22 protein-coding genes and 1 other annotated feature are annotated in these 19,489 nt (G+C 32.9%); all 22 genes read left to right on the forward strand.

The annotated features are described in order from the left end of the window. Positions 1-239: 239 nt before the first annotated feature. Positions 240-707 carry a CtsR family transcriptional regulator gene (locus I0Q91_RS12975; protein WP_270455051.1) on the forward strand — a complete coding sequence of 156 codons (468 nt, stop codon included), beginning with the start codon at positions 240-242 and terminating at the stop codon, positions 705-707. A 28-nt stretch (positions 708-735) separates the two neighbouring features. Then, positions 736-3,165 carry an ATP-dependent Clp protease ATP-binding subunit gene (locus I0Q91_RS12980; protein ID WP_270455052.1) on the forward strand — a complete coding sequence of 810 codons (2,430 nt, stop codon included), beginning with the start codon at positions 736-738 and terminating at the stop codon, positions 3,163-3,165. Positions 3,166-3,275: 110 nt separating this feature from the next. Next, positions 3,276-4,637, forward strand: coding sequence for a DNA repair protein RadA (gene radA, locus I0Q91_RS12985; protein ID WP_270455053.1), 1,362 nt, complete (start codon positions 3,276-3,278; stop codon positions 4,635-4,637). Positions 4,638-4,653: 16 nt separating this feature from the next. Further along, a complete protein-coding gene (gene disA / locus I0Q91_RS12990; RefSeq protein WP_270455054.1) occupies positions 4,654-5,727 on the forward strand; it encodes a DNA integrity scanning diadenylate cyclase DisA in 1,074 nt (357 codons plus the stop codon). 86 nt (positions 5,728-5,813) lie between these two features. Continuing rightward, complete coding sequence (locus tag I0Q91_RS12995) at positions 5,814-6,320, forward strand: CarD family transcriptional regulator (protein WP_270455055.1); 507 nt, start codon at positions 5,814-5,816, stop codon at positions 6,318-6,320. Positions 6,321-6,358: 38 nt separating this feature from the next. Then, positions 6,359-7,444, forward strand: a complete 1,086-nt coding sequence (locus I0Q91_RS13000) for a TRAM domain-containing protein (protein ID WP_270455056.1) — start codon at positions 6,359-6,361, stop codon at positions 7,442-7,444. Positions 7,445-7,452: 8 nt separating this feature from the next. After that, positions 7,453-8,154 (forward strand): 2-C-methyl-D-erythritol 4-phosphate cytidylyltransferase, encoded by a 702-nt coding sequence (gene ispD, locus I0Q91_RS13005; RefSeq protein ID WP_270455058.1) that lies wholly within the window; start codon positions 7,453-7,455, stop codon positions 8,152-8,154. A 1-nt stretch (position 8,155) separates the two neighbouring features. Next, positions 8,156-8,623, forward strand: coding sequence for a 2-C-methyl-D-erythritol 2,4-cyclodiphosphate synthase (gene ispF / locus I0Q91_RS13010; RefSeq protein WP_345790994.1), 468 nt, complete (start codon positions 8,156-8,158; stop codon positions 8,621-8,623). A 41-nt stretch (positions 8,624-8,664) separates the two neighbouring features. Beyond that, positions 8,665-9,453, forward strand: a complete 789-nt coding sequence (locus I0Q91_RS13015; RefSeq protein WP_270455063.1) for a HutP family protein — start codon at positions 8,665-8,667, stop codon at positions 9,451-9,453. Between the two features lie 37 nt (positions 9,454-9,490). Beyond that, positions 9,491-10,939: a glutamate--tRNA ligase gene (gene gltX, locus I0Q91_RS13020; RefSeq protein ID WP_270455065.1), complete on the forward strand. Its 1,449-nt coding sequence runs from the start codon at positions 9,491-9,493 to the stop codon at positions 10,937-10,939. Between the two features lie 24 nt (positions 10,940-10,963). Further along, on the forward strand, positions 10,964-12,421 hold the full coding sequence (cysS, locus tag I0Q91_RS13025; protein ID WP_270455066.1) for a cysteine--tRNA ligase: 1,458 nt from the start codon (positions 10,964-10,966) through the stop codon (positions 12,419-12,421). After that, entirely contained in the window at positions 12,411-13,118 is a 708-nt protein-coding gene (gene thyX, locus I0Q91_RS13030) for an FAD-dependent thymidylate synthase (RefSeq protein ID WP_270455067.1), read from the forward strand. The genes cysS and thyX overlap by 11 nt, the downstream gene beginning before the upstream one ends. Beyond that, positions 13,111-13,863, forward strand: a complete 753-nt coding sequence (gene rlmB / locus I0Q91_RS13035) for a 23S rRNA (guanosine(2251)-2'-O)-methyltransferase RlmB (protein ID WP_270455069.1) — start codon at positions 13,111-13,113, stop codon at positions 13,861-13,863. The genes thyX and rlmB overlap by 8 nt, the downstream gene beginning before the upstream one ends. Before the next feature lie 48 nt (positions 13,864-13,911). Then, a complete protein-coding gene (gene sigH / locus I0Q91_RS13040) occupies positions 13,912-14,562 on the forward strand; it encodes an RNA polymerase sporulation sigma factor SigH (protein ID WP_270455070.1) in 651 nt (216 codons plus the stop codon). Between the two features lie 86 nt (positions 14,563-14,648). Beyond that, positions 14,649-15,842, forward strand: coding sequence for an elongation factor Tu (gene tuf / locus I0Q91_RS13045; protein ID WP_270455071.1), 1,194 nt, complete (start codon positions 14,649-14,651; stop codon positions 15,840-15,842). A 169-nt stretch (positions 15,843-16,011) separates the two neighbouring features. Continuing rightward, positions 16,012-16,161, forward strand: a complete 150-nt coding sequence (gene rpmG / locus I0Q91_RS13050) for a 50S ribosomal protein L33 (protein WP_270455072.1) — start codon at positions 16,012-16,014, stop codon at positions 16,159-16,161. A 40-nt stretch (positions 16,162-16,201) separates the two neighbouring features. Next, complete coding sequence (gene secE / locus I0Q91_RS13055; protein WP_270455073.1) at positions 16,202-16,408, forward strand: preprotein translocase subunit SecE; 207 nt, start codon at positions 16,202-16,204, stop codon at positions 16,406-16,408. A 53-nt stretch (positions 16,409-16,461) separates the two neighbouring features. Beyond that, a complete protein-coding gene (nusG, locus tag I0Q91_RS13060; protein WP_282550627.1) occupies positions 16,462-17,013 on the forward strand; it encodes a transcription termination/antitermination protein NusG in 552 nt (183 codons plus the stop codon). Positions 17,014-17,042: 29 nt separating this feature from the next. Continuing rightward, positions 17,043-17,468 (forward strand): 50S ribosomal protein L11, encoded by a 426-nt coding sequence (rplK, locus tag I0Q91_RS13065; RefSeq protein ID WP_270455074.1) that lies wholly within the window; start codon positions 17,043-17,045, stop codon positions 17,466-17,468. A gap of 64 nt (positions 17,469-17,532) precedes the next feature. Further along, positions 17,533-18,240: a 50S ribosomal protein L1 gene (gene rplA / locus I0Q91_RS13070; protein ID WP_270455076.1), complete on the forward strand. Its 708-nt coding sequence runs from the start codon at positions 17,533-17,535 to the stop codon at positions 18,238-18,240. A gap of 15 nt (positions 18,241-18,255) precedes the next feature. Next, positions 18,256-18,392, forward strand: a sequence feature (ribosomal protein L10 leader region). 37 nt (positions 18,393-18,429) lie between these two features. Further along, a complete protein-coding gene (rplJ, locus tag I0Q91_RS13075; RefSeq protein WP_270455077.1) occupies positions 18,430-18,951 on the forward strand; it encodes a 50S ribosomal protein L10 in 522 nt (173 codons plus the stop codon). A gap of 16 nt (positions 18,952-18,967) precedes the next feature. Beyond that, the gene (rplL, locus tag I0Q91_RS13080; protein ID WP_270455078.1) at positions 18,968-19,336 is read left to right on the forward strand and encodes a 50S ribosomal protein L7/L12; all 369 of its coding nucleotides are present in this window, start codon (positions 18,968-18,970) and stop codon (positions 19,334-19,336) included. Positions 19,337-19,489 lie beyond the last annotated feature (153 nt).

Below are 19,489 nucleotides of genomic sequence, written 5' to 3' on the forward strand. Positions count from 1 at the left end.
CATGCATCTTTGAAGGTGTGACCTATATTCCTATATCTTTTATTATCTCTGCATCCTGCAGAGATTTTTTGTTTTTAACAAAAATGTTGAGTAAATTTGTATTATATTTAGTTAGACTGAATATAAGCATAAAAATTTGATTTATTTAGTGTTAATTATACTTGCAATTGAGTATTAAAAAGAGTTATGATATAATTAAAGGTCAATGAAAGTCAAACCTGATATTTGGAGGGTTGAATATGGGAAACTTATCTGATGAGATTGAAAAGTATTTGAATGATTTAATTAATGAATATCAGGGTAAAATTAAAATAAAAAGAAATAGGTTGGCTGATGAATTTGATTGTGCTCCTTCTCAAATAAATTATGTTCTTAATACTCGCTTTACATCTGAAAAAGGTTATATAGTTGAGAGTAGAAGAGGGGGAAGTGGATTTATAAGGATAATAAAAATTTCTATTGAATCTACAGATGATTTACTAAGAAAACTTTTAGCTAGAGTCGATCAACCTCTTACTAAAAAAGAAGCAGAAGGAATAATTGATAGACTATATGATAATAATATTATCAATGATCGAGAAAAGGAATTGATGGAAACTGTTTTTCATAAAAAGTCTTTAAAGGTAGATAAACCTCTTAGAAATCACTTAAGAGGAAATCTTATGAAATCAATGCTTGAAGTTATTTTGAAATCAGAACTGGATTAATTTTATATTATTATTGGAGGTGGCTTACATGTTTGATAGATTTACTGAAAGAGCAAGAAAAGTACTGAAATATGCTGAAGAAGAAGCAAGATCTTTAAAACACAATTATATTGGAACCGAGCACATTTTGTTAGGTTTAATTAGAGAAGAAGATGGAATAGCAGGTTCTATTTTGAATGATCTGGATATTACACTTGATAAAGTAAGAAAGAAAGTTAAGAATATTATAGGTGAAGGAAACCAGAAAAAAGACTCAATTAAATCGATTGGTTTAACACCTAGAACAAAAAAGATTTTAAATCTTTCTATGGATGAGGCAAGAAAATTAGATCATAATTATATTGGAACTGAGCATATTTTACTTGCATTAATTAGAGAAGGTGAAGGTGTTGGCATAAACATTATTACTCAATTAGGTGGGAATCTAGACGATATCAGAGATGATATATTAGATATTATTGGAGGAAATAAGTCTCGTTCTGCTGTAGTATCTGAAGGCAAAGGAGGAACTCCTAATTTAGATGAATATAGTCGTGATTTAACTGCTCTTGATAAAGAGGGGAAATTAGATCCTGTGATCGGTAGAGATAAGGAGATTCAAAGGGTTATTCAAGTTTTAAGTAGAAGAACAAAAAATAACCCGGTTTTAATTGGAGAACCAGGAGTTGGTAAAACGGCAATTGTAGAAGGGCTTGCTGAAAGGATTAATAAAGAAGAAGTTCCTGAGCTTTTATTGAATAAGAGAGTTATTTCTTTAGATTTGAGTGCAATGGTTGCTGGAACTAAATATAGAGGTGAATTTGAAAAAAGATTAAAGTCAGTGATGAATGACATTCAAAAAAGTGGTGATGTATTATTATTTATTGATGAACTTCATACTTTAATAGGAGCTGGAGCTGCAGAAGGAGCAATTGATGCTGCTAATATTTTAAAACCAGCTTTAGCAAGAGGCGAGATACAAACAATTGGTGCTACTACTTTAGATGAGTATAGAAAGTACTTTGAAAAAGATGCTGCATTAGAAAGACGCTTTCAATCTATTATGATTGATGAGAATACAGTTGAAGAATCTATAGATATTTTAAAAGGATTAAGGGACTCTTATGAAGCTCATCATAGAGTTCATATTACTGATGAGTCTATTGTTTCTGCAGTAAAATTATCTGATAGATATATTCAGGATAGATTTTTGCCTGATAAAGCGATTGATTTGATTGATGAAGCTGCTTCAAAAGTCAGATTAAGTAATAATATTAGACCAGATGAATTTAAAGAGATAAATCGACAACTCGATGAAATTAATAAAGAAAAAGAGTCGGCTGTTGAAAATCAAGAATTTGAAAAGGCGGCCAGACTAAGAGATAAGGAAAAAGAATTAGAGAATAAATATCAGGATTTAAAAGATAAATGGGAAGCAGAAAAAGATTCAAATGATACCAGTGTTTCTCCTGAAGACATTGCATCGATAGTATCAAGTTGGACAGGTATCCCTGTTGAGAAGCTTGAAGAAAAAGAAAAGTCACGTCTATTAAAATTAGAGGATAAACTCCATGAAAGGGTTATTGGACAGGATGAAGCTATTAAATCTGTATCACAAGCTATTAGAAGGGCTCGTTCAGGCTTAAAGCCACCGAAGAGGCCTATAGGTTCATTTATGTTTTTAGGGCCAACTGGGGTTGGTAAAACTGAGCTTGCACGTGCTTTAGCTGAAGCTATGTTTGATGATGAAGATGCTATGATTAGGCTCGATATGTCTGAATATATGGAAAAACATTCAGTTTCGAGGATGGTAGGTTCTCCTCCTGGGTATGTTGGTTATGATGATGGGGGACAGTTAACAGAACCTGTAAGAAGAAAACCATATTCAGTAATATTATTTGATGAAATAGAAAAAGCTCATCCTGATGTATTTAATATGCTCTTGCAGATATTAGAAGATGGTGTTTTAACTGATTCCCATGGTAGAAATGTTGATTTTAATAATGCAGTTATTATAATGACATCTAATGTTGGTGCAAATATGATTAATAGTCAAGCTTCTTTAGGCTTTAAGGCAGGGAAAAATGAGAGACAAAAAGAATATGAAGCTATGAAAGAAAAGGTTATGGAAGATTTAAGAAAGACATTTAGACCTGAGTTTATTAACAGGTTAGATGAAACTATAGTTTTCCATTCACTAAGCAAAGAAGAAATTAAGAGTATAGTTGAATTAATGTTAGAAGATCTTGAGGAGAGGTTATCAGAAAAGAACCTTGAAATCGAGTTATCAGAAGAAGCTAAAGGTAAATTAGCTGATGATGGATATGATCCGGACTATGGAGCTAGACCTTTAAGAAGATCAATTCAAAAGTTAATTGAAACTCCACTTTCTGAGAAGTTGATCTCTGGGGAGTATGTAGATGGTGACAAGATTAAAGTAGAAACTGATAAAGATAATAATCTAGTATTTACTAAATAGATTGTTAGTGTAGTAATAAATACAATCTTGTAAGACAAGCTTAAAAATGGTATAATTATTATGATAATAATTAAATAAAATGTAAAATATTCAAGTAGGTGATTTGTCTATTGGCTAAACCAAAAAAGTATTATAAATGTACTGAATGCGGCTATAAATCTTCTAACTGGATGGGAAAGTGTTCCAGCTGTGATAGCTGGAACACTTTTGTTGAATATATGGAAAATAAAAGCAAAAAAAATACTGAAAATATTTCCAGGGATATTACTGTTAAACCTTTAATTGAGGAGTCTATTGAGACAGATGATGAGAGGATTTCAGTTAATATTAATGAGGTTGATAGGGTTTTAGGGGGAGGATTAGTAAAAGGTTCTTTAGTTTTGTTAGGTGGAGAACCTGGAATAGGTAAGTCAACATTAACTTTGCAGATAGCTCATAAGCTAGCAAAAAATAATAATAAAATTTTATATATTTCTGGCGAAGAATCTGCAAATCAAATTTCAATTAGAGCAAAAAGGCTTAATGCTTTTAATGAAAATATTTATATAATGTCTATAACCGATATAAATAGTATTCATGAGCACTTAAATAGCTCTACCTATGACCTTGTAATAGCTGATTCAATTCAGACAATATACGACTCCCAATACGATTCGTCTCCTGGGAGTACTGTTCAAATTAGAGAAGTGACTTCTTCTTTTATGAGTTTTGCAAAAAGAGAGAATGTTCCAGTGATTATTATTGGTCATGTTACTAAAAAAGGACAAATAGCAGGTCCTAAATTAATGGAGCATATGGTAGATACAGTTTTATATTTAAGTGGAGAAAGTAATAATTATAGATTATTAAAGGGGCATAAAAATAGATTTGGGTCAGTTGAAGAGGTTGGCGTTTTTTCAATGGATGGAGATGGTTTATGTGAAGTTGAGAATCCTTCAAACCTGTTTTTGAGAGAACGACCAATAAATTCATCTGGGTCTACTGTTGTTCCTATTTCAGAAGGGAATAGAGTTATATTAGTCGAGCTCCAGGCATTAGTTGCCCCAAGCAGTTATGGTAATCCACAAAGAATTGCTTCAGGAATTGATAGAGGAAGAGCAAATTTGATCTTAGCAGTTTTAGAAAAAAGGCTAGGATTAAATCTTTCTGAAAGAGATGCTCATTTCAATATAGTTGGTGGTTTAAATGTTAAAGAGCCTGCTTTAGATTTAGCTTTAGCAGCTGCCATAATTTCAAGTTATTTAGATTATGATATCCCTTCAAATGCAGTATTTTTTGGGGAAATAGGTTTGAGTGGTGAAGTTAGGTCTGTACAGGCTGATAATAACAGGATTAAAGAAGCAAAAAAAATGGACTTTAGTCAAATAGTTTTGCCTAAAGGAAATATAAAAGGTAATAGATTTGAGAAAGTTGATTTACATCCTATTTCTAATGTGAATGAGTTGTTTAAGCTTATTAAAAATAACTTTTAACTAAGGAGGTGGCCAAATGGATAGAGGCGATGATATAATGTATGATGCTCTACATATAATTGCACCTGGTACAGTTTTTAGAGAAGGCTTAGAAAATATTCTGAGAGCTAAAACAGGTGGTTTAATTGTAGTAGGAGATAATGAAGAAATAATGAGTACTGTTGATGGTGGCTTCAATATTAATGCAGATCTTACTCCTGCTAGATTATATGAGTTAGCAAAAATGGATGGGGCAATAATATTAAATAAACAGGCTGATAAAATTCTAATTGCAAATGCTCAATTAGTACCTGACTATAATATATCTTCACAGGAGACAGGAACAAGACATAGAACAGCAGAAAGAGTTGCTAAACAGACTGGAGAATTAGTTGTTTCTATTTCTCAAAGGCGTGATGTTATAACTCTATATAAAGATAATTCTAAAAGGGTTTTAGAGGATATACGAGTTGTTTTATCTAAAGCAAATCAGGCAGTCCAAACACTGGATAAGTATAGATCTGTTTTGGATCAGTCTTTGACTAATCTTAGCGCCCTTGAGTTTGAGGATTTAGTGACTATAGCTGATGTAGTGACTGTAATTCAAAGAGCTGAAATGGTTCTTAAAATTCAAAATGAGATTGAAAAATATATTACTGAATTGGGCTCAGAGGGTAGATTAGTAAAAATGCAGTTGGAAGAATTGGTAACTAATGTTAGACAGGAGACAATTCTTTTAATAAGGGATTATATTGACTATGAAGATGAGGAGCCTGATGCAGAAGAGTTATTAGATGAATTAACTGACTGGTCTTCCGATGAAATGCTTGCTACTGGAACAATTAGTAAAGCCCTTGGTCTTGGTGGCAGTGTTAATTCTATGGATTTATCTATATCTCCTAAAGGATACAGGTTGCTCAGAAAAATTCCAAGACTACCAATGCCAGTTATTGAAAATTTAATTGATGAATTTGAAAATCTTGAAGCAGTAATAAATGCTACTTCTGATGAATTAGATGATGTTGATGGAATTGGAGAAGTTAGGGCTAGATCTATAAGGGAAGGCCTGAGAAGGTTAAGGGACCAGGTTCTTTTAGATAGACATATTTAATAAATACAGTTGATTGACAGTAATATTTTTAGATGATAAGATTATCTTAGGACTTTTATGCCTATAAATAAAGGGAGCTGATCTATTTGAGATTTGAGATAGGAGATAAGATTGTTTATCCTAATCATGGGGCAGGAACTATTATTGGAATTGAAACTAAAGAAATTTTAGGAGATGAAAAACAGTATTATATTATGGAATTACCAATAGGAGATATGAGAGTAATGATTCCTATTGATAGGATTGATGAAATAGGAGTTAGAGGAATAATTGATGAAGAAGAAGCTGATCAAATTTTAGCACTTCTAAAAGGAGACAAAAGCAAAATGTCTCAAAATTGGAATAGAAGATACAGAGCTAATATGGAAAAGTTAAAGACTGGAGATATTTATGAAGTAGGGGGAGTCGTTAGAGATCTAACAATTAGAGATGAAGAAAAGGGTTTATCTACAGGAGAGAAGAAAATGCTTAGCAACGCCAGACAAATTTTAATAAGTGAGCTTGTACTGGCTAAAGATATGGATGAAGAAGAAGTTATAGACATTATTGATAATGCCTTTGATAATAACCCCCATATAGAAGAAGAGGAGTAGTGAAAATATAAAATATAAGAAGGGGGGGGAATGTATTTGTGTTTAAAAAAGTAATAAGATTTATTTTGACAATTGCCGGGGCGATTATAGGTTATAATTTAGTTGTTATATTAGGAATTTCTCATGAGTTATCCTTTGAATTTAATAATTTGAATGATATATTTACAAGCACACAGTTTATTGGAATAATAGCTGGCGGTTTAGTCGGCTTTTTTGTTTTTGCAATTATAGTAGAAAAAATATTAAATTATTTCCTTAGTTTTGAAAAGAAATTCAAAGGGCTAACCTGGGAAAAAATTATTGTTGGAATAATAGGTTTAGTAATTGGTTTAATATTTGGTGCATTAATAAATTTTGCATTTTCAATTCCGAAGATTCCCAGGCTGGGAATGCCTCTACAGATTGTTATAAATGTTGTTTCTGCATATCTAGGCTTTTCTTTAGCCCTTAATAAAGAAAAGCTAATTGCTGACTTTTTATTTGCCCAGAGTAAAAATCTATCAAATAATTATAATGAAAAAACAGATCTGTCTGCAAATAAGATTTTAGATACCAGTGTAATTATTGATGGTAGGATTGCAGATATTTGTAAGACAGGTTTTGTAGAGGGGTCATTAATAATTCCTGAATTTATTTTGGAAGAATTGAGACATATTGCTGATTCTTCAGATGTTTTAAAAAGAAACAGAGGGCGACGTGGCCTTGATATTTTAAAACAGATGCAAAAAGATGATGGAATAAATGTTGAAATTATAAATAAGGACTTTGAGGAGATAGTAGAAGTTGACAGTAAGTTAGTAAAACTTGCTAAAATCATGTCTGGAATTATAGTTACTAATGATTATAATTTGAATAAAGTTGCTGATTTGCAGGGTGTTAGAGTTTTAAATATTAATGAACTTGCAAATGCAGTTAAGCCAGTAGTTTTACCTGGTGAAGAAATGGATGTAAGAGTAATAAAAGAAGGCAAAGAAGATGGCCAGGGTATTGGTTATTTAGATGATGGTACTATGATTGTTGTTGATGAGGGAATAAAATATATAGGTGAAGAAGTGTCTGTTTTAGTGACCAGTATTTTACAGACAGCTGCAGGCAGAATGATCTTTGCTAAATTAAAAGATTGAGGGATATTATGAACTTATCATTAATAATTGCATCTGCTGGCAAGGGCAGTAGAATGAAAATGGACAGAAGAAAACAAAACATACCAATCCATAATAAGCCTTTATTATGGCATACATTAAATTCTTTTTTAGATGTTAATATTTTATTTTCTGATATTTATGTTATGGTTAATAAAAAAGATATTAATTATACTAAAAATCATATTATACCGGATTTATATTTTGATAAAGAAGTTAATATTCATGTATTACCTGGAGGTCACTCTAGAGTAGAAACTATTCAAAATGGAATAAATAGTTTAAATGATTTAACAGATTATGTTTTTATACATGATGGTGCTCGTCCTTTTGTAGACGAGGATTTATTAAATAGATTAATAACTGCATTAAATGATTTTAATGCAGTTATTCCTGCGGTATCTGTTAAAGATACAATAAAAGTGAAAAATAATAGCCTGGTGGTAAATACTCTGGATAGAGATAGTTTAGTTGCTGTTCAGACTCCCCAGGCTTTTTCTTATAAAATAATAAAAGAAGCCTATGAGAAAGTTGAAAATATTGAAGGGAAAATATATGATGATTCACTGATGGTAGAAAATATAGGTGAACCTGTTAAGATTGTGGAAGGCGATTATAATAATTTCAAAATAACAACTAAAGAGGATTTATATAAAGCAAGTCATATACTGGATAAGAGGGGGCTTGAGTAATTTGAGAATCGGAACTGGTTATGATGTTCATAAATTTAGCAAAGGGACCTCTCTAATAATAGGTGGCTGCAAAATAGATTTTAAGTTTGGTCTGGCAGGCTATTCAGATGCAGATGTTTTAATTCATTCTATAATTGATTCTATTTTAGGAGCGGCTGGCCTTGGAGATATTGGTGATCATTTCCCGCCAGGTGATGAGAAATATTTAAATATTTCTAGCCTGGAACTTTTAGAAGAAACTGCTAGATTGTTAAAAGAAAATGATTATAAAATAATTAACATAGATACTACAATCATAGCTGAAAAGCCAAAATTATCAGGATATAAAGAAAAAATGAAAAATAATATTTCAAAAGTATTGAAAATTAATGAAGAACAGGTTAATATTAAAGCTACAACAACAGAAAAATTAGGTTTTGTTGGTAGAGTCGAAGGAATTGCCTGTCAGGCAATAACTTTGATTAAATGATTATACTTTAAATTTAAATAATAAATAGGGGTGTGAAATTAATGTTAGTAAAAGATATAATGACTAAAAATCCAATAACAATAAATCAGAATTCTACTTTACTTGAAGCAGAAAGATTATTGGCTATTAATAAAATAGGTCGATTAATAGTTACAGATGATAATGATAAAGTAGTTGGAATTATAACAGATGGTGATTTCATGGAAAAAGAAGATTTGCAAGCAAGCATTTCGCCACTTGTTTCTCGAGATTTAATAAAAATTAATCAAGAGGCAACTGTTAAAGAAGCATCTCAGCTTATTTCTGATCACCAGATAGGTGGTTTGCCTGTATTCTCAAATGGAAAATTGGTTGGGATTATTACAGCTCAGGACATAGTTGAGGGATATGTAAGGCAGGATAAAGAAGATATTGATATGGATAAAAGTAAAATAACACCTGAAAGTGCAGCTATTTATTTATCAATGACTAGAAGTAGAGAATATGAAGAGTACTGGCTTGATAAAATAAGAGGATATGGTTATAAGGGTGCTATTACCCAGACAGGTGCAAGTGCAGAGAAATTGCCAATTAAATTGAGAGAAAGTAGCACTGTTGCTGCTATAGCCAGGGAAGTTATTGACGAGAATCCAAGAGAGAAAATGGCTGTTTCTAATGCAGTTAAAGATGCTTATAGTCAGCTTTCATTAATAAATCCTGGTCTTGGTGGCGGATTTAAGATTGCAATTGTTAGAGGAAAAGAATATGTGACTGTAGCTATTTTTGGTAAGTTTGGCCATGCTTTAGTGGATGGAACAGAGCAATTAACAGTTGGCACCAGTGTAATATAATCTATGATAATATATATTTAGGAGTGATTAATTTATAATGTCTAATATGAGATTAAGATTTCCACCCAGTCCTACAGGAAAAATTCATGTTGGTAATATACGTACTGCCCTTTTTAATTGGATCTGGGCAAGGAAAAATAATGGTGAATTAGTGTTGAGATTAGAAGATACTGACGCTGAAAGATCAACAAAAGAGTTTGAAGATGTTATAATTCAAGAACTAAATTGGTTAGGCTTAGATGTTGATGAAGGTGTTGGAGTAGGTGGAGAGTATGGCCCCTATAGGCAATCAGAAAGGAAAGATTTATATACTCAATATATAAATCAATTATTAGAAGAAAATAAAGCTTATAAATGTTACTGTAGCCAGGAAGAGTTAGATGAAATGAGAGAAAAACAGAAAGCGGCTGGAGAAATACCACATTATGATGGTCGTTGTAGATATGCTGAAGATAAGGATACAGATGATTTTGTTGTTAGATTTAAAATGCCTCAAACAAATGAAAAGATTGTTGTTGATGATTTAATTCGAGGCAGGGTTGAATTTAATAGTGAAGAATTTGATGATTTTGTAATTAAAAAATCAGATGGTATGGCTACTTATAATTTTGCTGTAGTTATTGATGATGCATTAATGAAAATATCTCAGGTCATTAGAGGAGAAGATCATCTATCCAATACTCCAAAGCAGATCATGATTTATAAAGCTCTTGACTTTGATCTACCAAAATTTGCTCATTTACCATTGATTTTAGATGAAGATAAAGCTAAATTAAAGAAAAGATCTGATGATGATGCAGTTTATGTTGGAGAGTTTAGAAGAAAGGGTTATCTACCTGAGGCACTATTTAATTTTCTGGCTTTATTAGGCTGGTCTCCTGGTGATGAGAAAGAAATTATGAATAAAGATGAGATTATCAAAAAGTTTGATTTAACTAGAGTTAATAAAAGTGGTGCAGTTTTCGATATTGAGAAATTAAATTGGATGAATAATCAATATATCCAGGATATGGATCTGGATAGGCTTTATGAACTTGCGACTCCTTATTTAATAGAGGCTGGTTATATTGAATCTAAAAATGATATTGAAAAAAATCGCTTATTAAAGATATTAGATTTAACCAGAGATGGCTTAGATTATTTAGAACAGTTACCATCTGAAGCTGAATTATTTTTTACTGGTCTTGAATTTGAAGATATTGAGAATGCTAAAAATGAAATAAATGATCCTGAAGTAAAAGAGGTTTTAAATGGTTTGATTGAAGAACTGGGAGCACTTGATCATTTTTCAAGTGACAATATCAGTTCAGTTTTTAATAAGGTTAGAAAAGAGACAGGTGTTGGAGGTAGAAAGTTTTATCATCCTCTTCGAGTAGCCTTAACTGGTAGAGGTTCTGGACCTGACTTAGTTAGTTTTTCAGAGATTATGGGGAAAGAAGAAATTATAAATAGGTTAAATAAATCCCTTGAACTAGTTGCTAGTTGATTTAGATAAAGTAGGAGGTATACATTGAAAGTTTATAATACCATTACCGGTCAAAAAGAGGAGTTCACAACCCAGGAACCTGGGGAAGTCAAAATGTATGTATGTGGGTTAACTGTGCAAAATTACTCACATATAGGCCATGTTCGTGGAGCTATAAATTATGATGTTATAAGAAGATATTTAAGGCATAAAGGTTATGATGTAAGTTATATACAAAACTTTACTGATATAAATGAAAAAATTGTAAAAAGGGCTGAAGAAGAAGAGATGGCCCCTATGGAACTTGCTGATAAATATTCTAAAGCTTATATAAATGACTTGAAGAATTTAAATGTTGAAATGCCTGATGAATTTTGCAGGGTATCTGATAATGTAAATAAAATAATTGAAATGATCGAAACTTTAATAGCAAAGGGCCATGCTTATGAGTCTGAAGGTAATGTGTATTTTAGTGTAGAAAGCTTCGATGATTATGGTAAGCTATCAGGTCGGAATATTGATGAGATGGAGGCTGGTTCCAGGGTAGATGTTGATCAGAACAAAAAGCATCCAATGGACTTTGCACTCTGGAAAAAGTATGAAGATGAGCCGAATTGGGATAGCCCATGGGGCAAAGGTTGGCCAGGCTGGCATATAGAGTGTTCAGCAATGTCTATGAAGTATCTAGGTGGAGCAATTGATATTCATGGAGGAGGAACTGATTTAGTATTTCCTCATCATGAGAATGAAATAGCCCAGTCTGAAGCTTATTCTGGTGAAAAACCTTTTGTGAAATACTGGCTCCACAATGGTACAGTTGATATGTCTGGTGAAAAGATGTCAAAATCAATTGGTAATACTTATTGGACCAAAGATCTTTTAGAAGATTTTTCTTCTGACCAAATAAGATATTATATTTTAACAAAACATTATCGAAGTCCAATAAATTTCTCGATTGAAGAATTAAAAAATTCTATCAAAAGTTTAAAGAGGTTGATTTCAACTTTAAGCCAGCTTGATAAAGTTATTGATAATTATAAGAAAAACAGGGATAATGATTTTATTCAGGAAGATTTTATTGATGTTATCAAAAGCCATAGAACAGAGTTTGAAGAAGCTATGGATGATGATTTTAATACAGCTAAAGCTATTTCTGTACTCCATAGTTTATCTAAAGAAATAAATAGTTTTATTAATTCTCCTGAATTTAAGCCAAATGATAATAATATATTAATTTTGAAGGAAGCAAGAAGACTATTTAGAACTTTTGCAGATATTTTAGGTCTTGAATTAGAACCTGATTTATCAGGTTTTGAAGATAGAGAGAAATTTGGGAAGATAATGGATATATTAATTGAAGCTAGAGAAAAAGCTAGAGATAATAATTATTATGAACTGGCTGACAAAATTAGAGATGATTTAGATAAAATCAATATAAGATTGAAGGATACCCCTAGAGGAACTGTATGGGAATATACTGGAGATGAGAGCAATGATAGTTGAACCATCGGTTGAATTGATTGATTATACTGAAGACCCGGAGATGAATGTAGCTGTTGCAGCCAGGCTCTGTTATTCTGAAAAGGGTAATAAAGAAATTCGAGAAAGCTTAAGTAAAGAGAAAAAAGAAGCTCTGATTAAAAAGATTTTGGATTTAGGTCATTATTCGACTTTAGAGCATACATTTTTCTCTTTTCATATAGTTTGTAGCAGAGTTACCAGTCATCAATTGGTTAGACAAAGGGTAGGTGTTTCTTATAGTCAGAGATCTCAAAGATATGTTAAAGAGGATAATTTTGATTTTATAATCCCCCCAAAAATCAAAAACAAAGGTTCGGAAGCAGTTAAAGTTTTTAAAGATCATTATGAAAGAAGTAGAGAAACTTATAATGAGTTACTGGATCAAGGCATTCCTCCAGAAGATGCAAGGTTTGTTCTACCTGCAGTTAAGACGAATCTGATTGCTTCTTATAATGCAAGGTCTCTATATCATCTATTTTCTCTTAGATGCTGTGCCAGGGCTCAATGGGAAATAAGAGAAATTGCCAGAGATATGCTGGAGCAGGTAAAGTCTGTTGCACCATTATTATTTTCGAAAGCAGGGGCTGATTGTGAAGCAAAGGGTGTTTGCCCGGAAGGCGATTTAAGTTGCGGAAGGATAGAGAACCTTGATAATATAAATGGTGATAATAATGGCTAAAATAATTGGGAAAAATCCTGTAATTGAAGCAATGATTGGGGGAAGAAATATCCATGAAATAATTATTCAAGAAAACCTAGACTCAGGTAGACTTAATGATATTAAAAAACTTGCAAAAAAAGAGGGAATTAAACTGAAAGAAGTTTCTGCTATAGAAATTAATAGAATAGCAGAAATAGATAATCATCAAGGTATTGTTGCTCTTGCTGAAGATATTAAATTATATTCACTTGAAGAATTTTTAGAAAAAGCACCTCAAAGTAATGGTTTTTTATTAAATAAGCCCAGATTTTTAATTTTAGACCAGATTCAAGATCCGCATAATTTTGGAGCTTTAATAAGAACGGCACAGTCAGCAGGATTTGATGGAGTTATTTTTCATGAAAATAGATTTTGTGATCTATCAGCAATAGTCTTAAAGGCTAGTTCAGGGGCTGCTGAACATATTCCATTAATAAAGGTTAAAAATTTAAATAGAGCTATTGAAGATCTAAAGTCTAAGGGAGTCTGGATTGCCGGGGCTGATATGGAAGGCAAGCAGCAATATTTTGAAGCAGATTTTACTGGAGCTATTGGTATTGTTATAGGAAATGAAGGCTCCGGTCTCAGGAGACTGGTTAAAGAAAACTGCGATTTTTTGGTCTCAATTCCTGTGACTGAGAACCCTGGTTCATTAAATGCTTCGGTTGCAGCAGGTATATTAATTTACGAAACAGTCAGACAGAGAAAAATTAAGCTTGACTAAAAAAATTTTAACAAGTATAATATTAATTGTATAAGGGAGGGGTGCCTGTTGGAAATGAATGCACAGAAGAAGCTTGATTATGATGATTATACTGAAATGGCAGATGATAAATTAATCGAAGTGATTCATGATAATGGTAACTCTGTAGCAGAAGAAGTACTTATCAAAAGATATAAGAATTTTGTCCTGGCTAAATCGCGCTCTTATTTTTTAGTAGGTGCTGATAGGGAAGATATTGTTCAAGAAGGCATGATTGGATTATATAAAGCTATTAGAGATTATAGAATTGAAAGATTAGCATCATTTAGAGCTTTTGCCGAACTGTGCATAACCAGGCAGATAATAACCGCAATTAAGGCTGCAACACGGCAGAAACATCAGCCCCTTAATTCCTATATTTCATTAAATAAACCTATTTATGATGAAGAATCCGATAGGACTTTACTGGATATTCTTAAAGGGAGTAAACTTACTAACCCTGAACAATTATTTATAAGTAAAGAAACATATGAACTAATTGAAGATAAGATTTATGAGATGCTCAGTGATTTAGAGTTTGATGTTTTACAGGAATATCTTAAAGGAAAGTCTTATCAGGCTATAGCTGAAGAATTAGATAAACATGTTAAATCTGTAGATAATGCTTTACAGAGAGTCAAAAGGAAACTAGAGGATTTTTTAGAAAAACATAATATTTAAAATAAGTATTTTATCTGCTAATTATATTAGCAGAAATATAAACATTATAAATATAAAATGATTAATCAAAGGGAGGATGAGAAAGAATGGCAAAGGAAAAGTTTGAGAGAACGAAGCCCCATATTAACATAGGAACAATAGGACATGTTGATCATGGGAAGACAACATTAACAGCAGCAATCACATCTGTACTGGCAAATTATGGTGGTGCAGAGGTTAGAGCATTTGATACAATAGATAATGCTCCAGAGGAAAAAGAGCGTGGGATAACAATAGCGACATCCCATGTTGAGTATGAGACAGAGGAAAGACACTATGCCCATGTTGATTGTCCAGGACATGCTGACTATGTAAAGAATATGATTACAGGTGCAGCACAGATGGATGGAGCTATTTTGGTAGTATCAGCAGCAGACGGTCCAATGCCTCAGACAAGAGAGCATATTTTATTAGCCCGTCAGGTAGGTGTACCAAGTATAGTAGTATTTTTAAACAAAGCAGACATGGTAGAAGATGAAGAGTTAATAGAGTTAGTAGAGATGGAAGTAAGAGATTTATTAAATGAGTATGACTTCCCAGGAGACGATATACCTGTGGTAGTAGGATCAGCTTTAAAAGCAATGGAGAGTAGCGATCCTGATGGTGAATGGGGTAAGAAGATTATAGAATTGATGGAGCATGTTGATTCTTATATACCAGAGCCAAAAAGAGATAAAGACAAAGCATTTATAATGCCTATAGAAGATGTCTTTAGCATAACTGGTAGAGGAACAGTAGCTACCGGACGTGTAGAGAGAGGAACACTGCATCCAGGAGATGAAGTGGAGATTATAGGAATAAAAGAGACAACAGAGACAGTAGTAACAGGAGTAGAGATGTTCCGTAAGCTACTTGATGAGGCAGTAGCAGGAGATAATATAGGAGCATTATTAAGAGGTGTAAAAAGAGATGAGATTGAAAGAGGCCAGGTATTAGCTGAGCCAGGAAGTATAACACCTCACACTAGATTTAAGGCTGAAGTTTATGTATTATCAAAAGATGAGGGTGGAAGACATACACCATTTTTTGATGGATATAGACCACAGTTTTTCTTCCGGACAACAGATGTGACAGGAAATATTAGGTTACCAGAAGGAGTAGAAATGGTAATGCCAGGAGATAACATTGAGATGGAAGGCGAACTAATTACTCCGATAGCGATGGAAGAAGGACTAAGATTTGCTATCCGTGAGGGTGGCCATACTGTTGGTGCTGGTGTTGTAACAGATATTATTGAGTAAGTTACTTTAAAAGCTAAATGCTTTTTTAGAAAACATGTGCAGAAATAATGCACATGTTTTCTTTAAATTCTTTGACATTTGCTAATAAATATGATAAATTGATTAAGGTTAGGGAATAAACTTCTCCTGTTGTTGTATAATAAGAAGTTTATACAAGGAGGTGGCAGCAATGAGGGAGATTATTACTTTAGAATGTACGAAATGTAAAAACAGAAATTATTCTAGTACTAAAAATAAAAAGAATACTAAAGATAGATTGGAGATTAAAAAATACTGTCCGCATGATAAAGAGCATACTGTTCACAAAGAGACTAAGTAATTAATCTATCTTTGATATAGAGGAGAGAGGTGAGTTTTTGATGGCCAAAGATAATCCTGGAATAGTAAGTAAAATAACTAAATTTTTTAAGCAGGTAAAAAATGAAATGAAAAAGACTAACTGGCCTAACAAACAAGAATTATCATCTAATACAGTTGTAGTTTTAATAACTGTAACAGTTTTGATTGCTTTTGTTGGAGTGGTTGATGTAGTTTTATCTGGTGTTTTAACTCCTTTTTTCTTATAAAATTTAGGTTTCAAAGCTTGAGGAGGTGTGGGGCTGTTACTTAGTCCCTGATTATGTCATTATCTGACGAAATTAAAGATGAAAATAAAAATTGGTATGTGATTCATACTTATTCTGGTCATGAACAGAAGGTTAAGGCTAATTTAGAGAAAAGAATTGCCAGTACAGGAATGGAAGATAGAATTTTTAAGATTATTGTGCCTACTGAAGAGAGACTGGAACGGAAAAAGGGAGAAGACAAAGTTGTCAAGAAGAAGATTTTTCCTGGTTATGTTTTGATCCAGATGGATATGAGTGATGAGTCCTGGTATGTTGTAAGAAATACCCCAGGTGTAACAGGCTTTGTTAGTAGCGGAACTAAACCATTACCTTTACAACCTGAAGAAATAGAAGACATTTTAGGTAATATGGGTATGAAAAAACCAGAGTTAAAGATTGATATTGATCCTGGAGATCAGGTTATTATAACTGAAGGACCATTTAAAGATAATACAGGAATAGTTGATGAGGTCTATCCTGAACAGAGAAAGGCTAAGGTTCTGGTTGATATATTTGGAAGAGAGACACCAATGGAGCTTGAACTTTCTCAGTTTGAAAAAGAATAAATTTTATGATTTAGAAAGGAGGTAAGACAATGGCTAAAAAAGTAATTGGTAAAATTAAATTACAAATTCCTGGAGGTCAGGCTAATCCTGCACCACCAGTTGGACCTGCTTTAGGTCAGCATGGAGTAAATATAATGGAATTTTGTAAGTCATTTAATGCAAAAACATCTGACAATCAAGGGACTTTAATCCCGGTAGAAATTACAGTTTACGCTGATAGAAGTTTTGACTTTATTACTAAAACTCCACCTGCAGCTGTTTTGATTAAGGAAGCTATTGGACTTGAATCTGGATCAGGTGAGCCAGATGTTAATAAAGTCGGTAGCATCAGCAGAGATGATTTACAAAAAATTGCTGAAATTAAGATGGAAGATTTAAATGCAGCTGATATGGATGCTGCTATAAGTATGATAGCTGGAACAGCAAGAAGTATGGGAGTTACAGTCAAGAAGTAATTTCGTTTTATTCTGTGGGAGGATAGGATTTAATCCGTTATTACCACTTAGAGGAGGAAAAATTATGAGTAATAGAAGCAAACGTTATTTAGAAGCAGTTGAAAAATATGAGAGAGAAAAGAAATATGAAGCTAAAGAAGCAATAGGTATTGCTAAAGATTTAGCTTCTGCAAATTTCGATGAAACTCTGGAAGTGGCCGCTAATTTAGGAGTAAACCCTAAACATGCTGATCAGAATGTTAGAGGTACAGTAGTACTACCTAATGGAACCGGTAAAGATGTTACTCTTCTTGTTTTTGCCAAAGGTGAAAAGGCAAGAGAGGCAGAGGAAGCCGGGGCTGATTTTGTAGGTGCTGAGGATCTGGCAGAAAAGATTGAAGATGGCTGGTTAGATTTTGATTTGGCAATAGCTACACCTGATATGATGAGTGTAGTTGGAAAGCTTGGACGTATTTTAGGACCAAAAGGTTTAATGCCTAATCCTAAAGCAGGTACTGTTACTTTTGATCTGGAACAGTCAATCAAAGAATTTAAAGCAGGTAAATTAGAATATAGAGTAGATAAGAATGGAGTTATTCATGTTCCATTCGGCAAGGCTTCATTTGATAATGAAGATCTTGTAGAAAACTTTAAGACTCTATTAGATACCCTGGTTAGAGAGAGGCCTGCAGCAGCAAAGGGTAGATATTTAAGGACTGTAACAGTTTCAAGTACTATGGGTCCAGGTGTTAGAATTGAGCCTTCTTCAGTTATGACATTGATTGGCAGATAAAGAGTTTTTGATTTTTAAAAATAAATATTTTAACCGAAGACAGCAGGAGCCTGGTTAGGCTTAATATCCTGCCGAGGGGATTTATTTAAATAGGGTTTTATGCCTATTTTATGCCTCCTGTTGTCTATTTCAGGAGGTTTTTTAAATTCTGAAATTAATTAATGAAATTATATAAAAGGGGGTGCAGATATGGTAAGGCCTGAGAAAAAAGAGGCTGTAGCTGAAATTAAAGATAAAATTAATCAGTCAAAGTCTATGGTGATCGCTGATTATCTTGGGCTCGATGTGGCTGAAATGACTGAGCTTAGAAGTCAACTTCGAGATCAGGGGGTTGAATTTAGAGTAGTAAAGAATACTTTAGCTTCAATTGCTGCTGATGAGTCTGATATGGAAGAGATGAAAGAGTTTTTAACTGGACCAACTGCTATTGCATTTGGAATGGAAGATGCTGTTTCACCGGCAAAAGTATTAGTTGATTTTGCAAAAGATCATGAGGTATTGGAAATTAAAGCAGGAGTATTAAATAAAAAGATTATGAATGCTGAGAGGGTTAAAGCTCTCGCTGAAATACCTGATAGAGAAACACTATTAGCCCAGTTATTAGCTAATATGAAGTCACCTATAACAGGATTAGTAAGAGTATTGGATGGAAATATTTCTGGACTGGTAAGAACATTAAATCAAATAAGAGAACAAAAGGAAGCACAATAATAAGGAGGAAATTAAAATGAATAAAGAAGAACTTATTGAAGCAATTGAAAATATGTCAGTGTTGGAATTAGCAGAATTAGTTGAGGAATTAGAAGAGAAGTTTGGTGTTAGCGCAGCAGCTCCAGTAGCAGTTGCAGGTGGCGGCGCCGGTGGTGGCGAAGCTGAAGAAGAGCAGACTGAGTTTGATGTATTCCTAGCAGATATTGGCGCTAAGAAGATTAATGTAATTAAAGCTGTTAGAGAATTAACTGGACTTGGCTTAAAAGATGCTAAAGCTGTTGTTGATGAAGCACCAGGTAATGTAAAAGAAGGTATTGGCAAAGAAGAAGCTGAAGAAATGAAAGAAAAATTAGAAGAAGCTGGTGCAACTGTAGAACTTAAGTAAGTTCTAAAATATTATCTGCCCATCTTTTGATGGGCAGATTTTAATATATTGTAGTTAATAAAATATATTTTTACATAACAGATTATTTATATTAAATTTGCTTAGTAATTATTTTTTTAATATAGTTATTTTTTGTTAAGTTAAGATGAGACC

The organism is Halonatronomonas betaini (genome assembly GCF_015666175.1).
Taxonomy (GTDB): domain Bacteria; phylum Bacillota; class Halanaerobiia; order Halanaerobiales; family Halarsenatibacteraceae; genus Halonatronomonas; species Halonatronomonas betaini.